The sequence below is a fragment of the Paenibacillus alginolyticus DSM 5050 = NBRC 15375 genome (assembly GCF_000422905.1).
GTDB lineage: Bacteria > Bacillota > Bacilli > Paenibacillales > NBRC-103111 > Paenibacillus_E > Paenibacillus_E alginolyticus.
Genome location: NZ_AUGY01000060.1, coordinates 44,954 through 51,401, shown reverse-complemented (window position 1 = coordinate 51,401; position 6,448 = coordinate 44,954). Strand labels below are relative to the sequence as shown.

Genomic DNA, 6,448 nt, shown 5'->3' with positions numbered 1-6,448 from the left:
ATAAAAATCACTCCCGAACATATGTTTGATTTCATTATACCAAACATTAGTTCGTATTTAAAGACATTCCTGAGCTAACTGGATAATCAAATTTTTTTTAACAACGGAATTCAAATACATAAAATAGATTGGTGAATGGATGTTTTCTCTGAAGCCTATTTAAAATTCTATTAAGCAAAACTTCTTCCAGTTTTTAGAGTCTAACTTAGTAGAATGCTGCGAAAGAAAGGAAATCGTGTCGAATGAATTGGAGAAATAAGCTGCTTACCCCTAAGAGAATAGCTTTGATAACGACGGCTGCTTTGACCTTTGGAACATTCCCTGCGCTAGAGCCCTATGCCAAAGCAGAGGGGATCAAACATTTAGATCAGATTCGTGTTGCACTATTGATCGATTCAACCAAATATAAGAAAGTAGAACCTGTAGTTACCCTTACTGCATCAGGTGGAATGGATATCAATGTGCGCAGTTCGGCTGGTACAGCTGGTACAGCTGCTAAACCGTGGGCCTCGATTTCAGATACTTCGATTCGACTATCGATTGATCAGTATAGTGTGATGATGCTCGAAACGATGGACTACACAGCAGCCAAAGCCTTATATGCTAAATTAGCTGCGATGCCTGAAGATAGTTATGTGTTAAGTAGAGTCAAACAAGCCAGAACAGTGTACCAAGTTTATTACGGCAGTTTCTCTTCTAAGGAAGAGGCCGAAGGCGCTGCAGCGCAAGTGCTTAAAGATACAACCGTTTCGGCGTTAACGAAATCGGCTCCTCCCGTAGTTAAGGGTCCACAGCATTTGAGTGCGGGTACGTATGCTGATGAGGCAGCTGCTTTGCAGCAGTTGCTTGTGTTTAATCAAGCGGGACTCGAGGCAGATATTGCACTGCAAGAAGATGCGGCAGGTAAACTAGCATATAGCGTATGGGTAGGTAATGAAGCTACTTCAGGACAGTTAGAAGCAGTGAAGCAGGCAGCATTACGAGCGGCTCCGAACTTGCCTTTACAACCCGTAAATACGAAATCATCCTATTTGCTTCGCAGATCAGATGTAACGGGTTCCTCCAATGGCTCCGCTTCGGTGCCTCATTATGCTGCAGCAGCAGGAGAGCAAAAGACGGTGATCCATCCGAAGAGTCAGGGGATTGCAGTCAAAGAGCGGTCTGACCGCAGTTACCGCGGAGACATGGAGATCAGTACATATCATGGCAAGTTAGCTTTGGTGAATGAAGTGCCGATGGAGCAATATTTATATGCTGTCGTAGGCTCTGAGCTTAGTTCCGGTTGGCCAACAGAGGCGCTGAAGGCACAAGCTGTAGCTGCCCGTACATTTGCAATTAAACAAGGCAATAAGTATGAGATAGCACAAGTTACGGATACAACGCTGGATCAGGTTTACTTTGGGATTCAAAAGGAATTTGCTGCGGGTATACAAGCTGTTGATGCGACGAAAGATGAAGTATTATCAGATAAAAATGGACTGATTTCACCTGTGTTTTCTTCGAATTCAGGCGGAATGACGGCAGATCCCTCAGAGGTATGGGGGAATCCGTTAGCTTATTTGCGAAGTGTGCCAAGCCCAGATGATGGTGCTGAAAAAGGGAAAGCCATCTGGTATCGCATTCAGTTATCCGACGGTCGAACGGGCTACGTGCACAGCATGTATCTCAGAGACACCGGTCAGAAGGGGAAAGAGGGCGCTTCTTACTACGAGGCCACGGAACAAGGTGTAAATGTCCGTACGGCACCTTATGTAGATAATGTAGCTAATCCTTCGATCGCGAGGCTTTCCAATAAAGAGAAAGTGTTGGTGTTAGGCCAAGAAAAAGAATCAAATGCCTTTTCTTGGATTAGAGGTCCTTACACAGGTAATGAACTTAAAAGTAAATTAGCGGCAGCAGATGTAATTGTAAACGGAGATCTGCAATCACTTGAAATATCGAAGCGAGGACCTTCAGGGAGGGTGACTGAACTTAAAGCCAACGGAGTTGTGGTGAAGGTGCCCTATCCCGATGCCTTACGTGCAGCACTTGGGGGATTACCCAGCACCCGGTTTGAAATTGTACAAGCAGGAAGTTATACTGGTAATACCCCAGCTCCTAGTGGCCTAGCTATTGCTGGTGCAGGAAGTAGTCAGACAAGTAGTGCTGGCTCTGATTCGGTCTATGTGCTGTCTGGTGGTCAATCACAGCCTACAGTCTTGAAGGTAACCGATTTAACGGCTTTAGGCACAGCAGGGCAGTCCAAACCGACCTCTTCGCCAGTCACCCCTGTGACCCCTCCTAGCCCACAAACAGCAGGTCAAGGTGATCAGTTCATATTCCGCGGCACAGGTTATGGACACGGACTTGGCATGTCTCAATGGGGTGCAAGAGGCTATGCTGAATTAGGCTATGATTATAAGAAAATACTTCAGTCTTACTATACTGGAGTCAACATAACTAAGGAATGAATACACAATATGGATGTACAAGCTTTCGATTTTGAACTACCTGATTCATTGATTGCCCAGACGCCGCTGCTTAATCGCACGGCGTCTAGACTGCTTACGCTGAACAAACAATCAGGTGAGATTAGTCACCGGACGTTTGAACAGCTTATTGATTATGTTGAAGCCGGGGATTTACTCGTGATGAATGACACGCGAGTCATTCCAGCACGGCTTTTTGGCGCGAAGAAAGACACCGGCGCCAAAGTGGAAATTTTACTCTTGAAGCCCCTGGGCGAGGATCGCTGGGAGGCCTTGGTAAAGCCTGGAAAACGCATGCAATTAGGGGCCGTGGCTGTTTTCGGTGTGAACGCCAACTGGGCCAATGGAGAACAACCTTTGCTAACGGCGGAAGTTGTGGAAGTTGGAGATATGGGGGGGCGTGTGCTCCAATTTAGCTATACAGGCATTTTCAATGAGATTCTAGACCGATTGGGCGAGATGCCGCTTCCTCCTTATATTAAGGAGCAGTTGTCCGAGCGTGAACGCTATCAAACGGTATATGCTAAGCATGAAGGCTCAGCTGCTGCACCAACGGCAGGGCTGCACTTTACCGAAGCCTACTTGGATAAACTTCAAGCTAAAGGTGTTCGTCTTGCATTTGTTACCTTGCATGTCGGACTGGGGACTTTCCGTCCTGTATCCGTGGACACCATTGAAGAACACCAAATGCACGAGGAGTATTATATGCTGTCACCTGAAACAGCAGCATTGATTAACGAAACCAAAATGAATGGTAAGCGTGTGATTGCCGTGGGGACTACATCTGCGCGCACGTTAGAAACGGCAGCTGGATTAAGCCGTAAGCACGCAGGTAACGAGGCTAATGAGCCATTAGTTATTCAGCCATCACAGGGTTGGACTTCAATTTTTATTTATCCTGGGTATACATTCGGTGTAGTGGATGCCTTGTTAACGAATTTCCACTTACCAAAGTCAACCCTGCTTATGCTCATTAGCGCATTAGCTGGGCGCACGAATGTGTTGCAAGCTTATGAAGAAGCTGTTCGTGAGCAATATCGCTTTTTTAGTTTTGGAGATGCCATGTTAATTTACTAAGAATCAATAATCAGATAGACGTTTAGAATAGGAAGTTAGGAAGTGGATGTATTGGCAGCAGCAGTTACGTACGAACCAATTAAAACATGTAAACAATCCGGAGCACGTCTTGGACGCGTTCACACCCCTCACGGTGTCATTGAAACGCCTGCCTTCATGCCAGTTGGCACACAGGCGACGGTAAAAACGATGAGCCCTGAGGAATTGAAGACGATGGATGCTCAGATTATTTTAAGTAATACGTATCATCTTTTCATTAGGCCAGGTCATGATATTGTGAAAGCCGCTGGCGGTTTGCACAAATTCATGAACTGGGACCGACCTATTTTGACAGACAGCGGCGGGTTCCAAGTATTCAGTCTTAGTAACATGCGTAAGATCACGGAAGAAGGCGTACAGTTTAAGTCCCATCTGAATGGGGACAAGCTGTTTCTTTCACCAGAGAAAGCCATGGAGATTCAGAATGCACTGGGTTCTGATATTATGATGGCTTTTGACGAATGCCCGCCATTTCCGGCAGAGTACGAATATGTGAAGAAATCACTGGAGCGTACAACGCGTTGGGCTGAGCGTTGTTTGCAAAGTCACAGCAGACCGAATGATCAAGGATTATTCGCAATCATTCAAGGCGGCATGCATGAAGATCTTCGCAGGTTGAGTGCCGAGCAGTTGACTTCCATGGATTTCCCGGGGTATGCTATTGGTGGACTGAGTGTCGGAGAGCCTAAGCATTTGATGTACGAAGTGCTTGATTACACCACACCTCTTATGCCTGCGAACAAACCACGCTATTTGATGGGCGTAGGTTCGCCAGATGCTCTAATTGAAGGCGCTATCCGCGGTATCGATATGTTCGATTGCGTACTGCCAACAAGGATAGCCAGGAATGGGACATGTATGACTAGCGAAGGCCGGCTTGTCATTCGTAATGCTAAGCATGCGACTGACTTTGGTCCGTTGGATCCCAAATGTACATGTTATACCTGTACAAACTACAGCCGGGCTTATATTCGTCATTTAGTTAAAGCGGATGAGACCTTCGGAATCAGATTGACTACGATTCATAACCTTCACTTTCTACTACAGCTCATGCGTGATGTAAGAGGAGCCATCCAGGAAGATAGGTTGCTTGATTTCCGTGATGAATTCTTTGCCGCATATGGGCTGAATGATAATGAAAGAGGATTTTAAGAAAGGAGGATACCTATGTTACTATCAGCAGACACTGCGAATACAGGTGCAGTTGGGTATTTGTATACATACGGGCCTTTAGTGCTCATGTTCGTTGTTCTCTACTTCCTACTTATTCGTCCACAGCAGAAAAGACAGAAAACCCGTAATCAAATGCTTGGAGGTTTGAAAAAAGGGGATAAGGTCGTTACGATTGGTGGGCTTCACGGAACGATTATGGAAATTACAGATGACATTTGTGTACTTCGTGTCAACGATGCGACGAAAATGACATTTGATCGTTCTGCTATCAATGCTGTTTCTCAAACTACAGCAAAAGAATAAAATAAAAAGCGAGATCCTTCAATCAGGTTCTCGCTTTTTATTTAGTTCTATAAGGATATAAAAGTTATTATAGTTCATTATTCTTTAACCGTTTGAGCAGAGCTTGCTCACCAAGCACGAGACGGCCTTCAGCAATGCGTAAGCCCACTCTGGCAGCTACGACACCGAGAACCACACCAGCACACATGTCAGATAACCAGTGGATGCCTAGATAAAAGATCGTGAAAATAATGAATGCCGAAGAGCAGGGAACGAATATTTTCCAAAACGTACTACGACTCTTAACTGCAATTACAGCCATCGAAACCGAGATTGACGTATGTAAGCTTGGAAAACAATTATCAAGTCCAGAAAGTGGCCGGTAATCTTGTTCAAAGGTTGGAAACACATCTAGAATCAAAAGCTTAACATTAGGATGAAACGACCAAACTTCGTTAACCGGGAAAAACAGATAGAATGGAATAGCGATCATATAGTTGAACATAAGTGCGTAGCAAATGGCATAAAAAAGCTTATAATTTTTCTGGTACGTATAAAGCGCAATCGATGTTATCATTACAGCAGGAAAAATGACCACATAAAAATAACTGCTAACTAAAGTCAACGTATCATTATGGAAAAAATGCTGAATGGCTGAAACAAAGTTGCCTTCTATGCCATAGATCGATTTGGTGAAATCAGTTTTGATATCGATCTTTTTTTCAACCCACATCTCTACTTTATTAAAAAATAGGATCGTAATCAGTGCCGCAAAGTGAAGGAGATACTTACGATTAGTAAAGATTTCTTGAACAAAGCTTCCAGCAATATTAAATGGACTTTTACGTGTCGCAGCGATCAGGAAAATTAAGACAGTAATAACGATATAGACCGTTGCATGCGTCATAGAATGAAAAGGGCTCATGGTGTTTTCCCCCTAATATTGGAAATTATTTGCGGCAATAACTATGATATTATACCACAATCAAGGGGGAAAGTGATATTTTCACGGAAACGTCTTATTTTCGCGTGTTAACGCCGAGTATTCCGCCTAGTGCTCCAGAAACGAATAAAATGCTAAGCAATTGAAGGGATTTAAGATTCAATCCTGCATCGAAAGCAAGAAAACCAACCAAAAAAATGAGGATAAAATAAACAAAGCCAACAATACCCCCGTGATACCAGCCGCGGTTTCCAGCTCTCTTGCCTGAAACCCAGCCGCCAATAAATAGAGAAACCGCATGAATAATTGTAGTTAACGTATGCAGAGAGCTTTCTTGTGTGCTGGTTAAAAGCAGAAATAATGACGTCACTATTGTACCAATTGTCATCATACTTAATGAATAAACAAGTCCGGAAAATAAAGGAGACGTTATTCGAACCTGACTGACCGTTTTCATAGGGTTCAC

6 protein-coding genes are annotated in these 6,448 nt (G+C 44.1%); 4 read left to right on the top strand and 2 right to left on the bottom strand.

Going from position 1 to position 6,448, the window contains the following annotated elements; all coding sequences use genetic code 11:
• Window positions 1-242: 242 nt before the first annotated feature.
• Genes G519_RS0124430 through yajC form a run of 4 tightly spaced genes read left to right on the top strand, consistent with a single transcriptional unit; the run spans window position 243 to window position 5,060 of the window.
• On the top strand, window positions 243-2,450 hold the full coding sequence (locus G519_RS0124430) for a SpoIID/LytB domain-containing protein (RefSeq protein WP_029196930.1): 2,208 nt from the start codon (window positions 243-245) through the stop codon (window positions 2,448-2,450).
• Window positions 2,451-2,459: 9 nt separating this feature from the next.
• A complete protein-coding gene (queA, locus tag G519_RS0124425; protein WP_029196929.1) occupies window positions 2,460-3,545 on the top strand; it encodes a tRNA preQ1(34) S-adenosylmethionine ribosyltransferase-isomerase QueA in 1,086 nt (361 codons plus the stop codon).
• Window positions 3,546-3,596: 51 nt separating this feature from the next.
• Entirely contained in the window at window positions 3,597-4,736 is a 1,140-nt protein-coding gene (tgt, locus tag G519_RS0124420) for a tRNA guanosine(34) transglycosylase Tgt (RefSeq protein ID WP_029196928.1), read from the top strand.
• Between the two features lie 15 nt (window positions 4,737-4,751).
• Window positions 4,752-5,060, top strand: a complete 309-nt coding sequence (yajC, locus tag G519_RS0124415; protein ID WP_029196927.1) for a preprotein translocase subunit YajC — start codon at window positions 4,752-4,754, stop codon at window positions 5,058-5,060.
• Window positions 5,061-5,127: 67 nt separating this feature from the next.
• Here the strand turns inward: yajC and G519_RS0124410 are convergent, their stop codons facing one another.
• Window positions 5,128-5,964 (bottom strand): phosphatase PAP2 family protein, encoded by an 837-nt coding sequence (locus tag G519_RS0124410; RefSeq protein ID WP_029196926.1) that lies wholly within the window; start codon window positions 5,962-5,964, stop codon window positions 5,128-5,130.
• Between the two features lie 94 nt (window positions 5,965-6,058).
• The gene (locus G519_RS0124405) at window positions 6,059-6,439 is read right to left on the bottom strand and encodes a TIGR04086 family membrane protein (RefSeq protein ID WP_051253646.1); all 381 of its coding nucleotides are present in this window, start codon (window positions 6,437-6,439) and stop codon (window positions 6,059-6,061) included.
• Between the last annotated feature and the right edge of the window lie 9 nt (window positions 6,440-6,448).